Source organism: Pseudomonas sp. BN505 (genome assembly GCF_029873175.1).
Classification (GTDB): Bacteria; Pseudomonadota; Gammaproteobacteria; order Pseudomonadales; family Pseudomonadaceae; genus Aquipseudomonas; species Aquipseudomonas putida.
On record NZ_SSOI01000002.1, the window covers coordinates 1 to 506 of the forward strand.

The 506-nt window shown below is 66.4% G+C and carries 1 protein-coding gene; it reads left to right on the forward strand.

Translation table 11 applies throughout. The features are described 5' to 3' along the window. The coding region (locus tag E8E78_RS00010; protein WP_280311568.1) for an Ig-like domain-containing protein at window positions 1–506 on the forward strand (506 nt) is incomplete at both ends.

Here is a 506-nt window from a genome sequence, read left to right on the forward strand (position 1 = left end):
GACGGCAGCACCCTGCAAGTCACCCTGACCGATGCCGCCGGTAATGTTTCCCAGCCGGGCTCGGTGACCTCAGCCGACCTGCTGCCGCCTGCTCAACCGACTGAACTGGCCTTGGCCGACGGCGTGACCTTCACCGGTCGCGGTGAAGCGGGCGCTACCGTGCAGGTGCGTGATGCCGGTGGCAACATCATCGGCACCGGCATCGTCGGTGCCGATGGCTTGTTCAGCTTGACCCTGAACCCTGCTCAGGCCAACGGCGAAGCACTGGACGTACGCCTGGTGGACGCGGCCGGCAACACGTCTGCGCCGCTGCAGTTCGATGCCCCCGATATCACCCCACCTGGCGCCGTGAGCAATATCGTGGTCGGCGCTGATGGCCTGGCACTGAGCGGCCGTGGTGAGCCGGGTGCCACCGTCGAAGTGCGCGATGCCGAGGGTAACGTCATCGGCTCTGGCGTAGTCGGTGCCAACGGCACCTTCCTCATCGACCTGAATCCAGCCGCGCA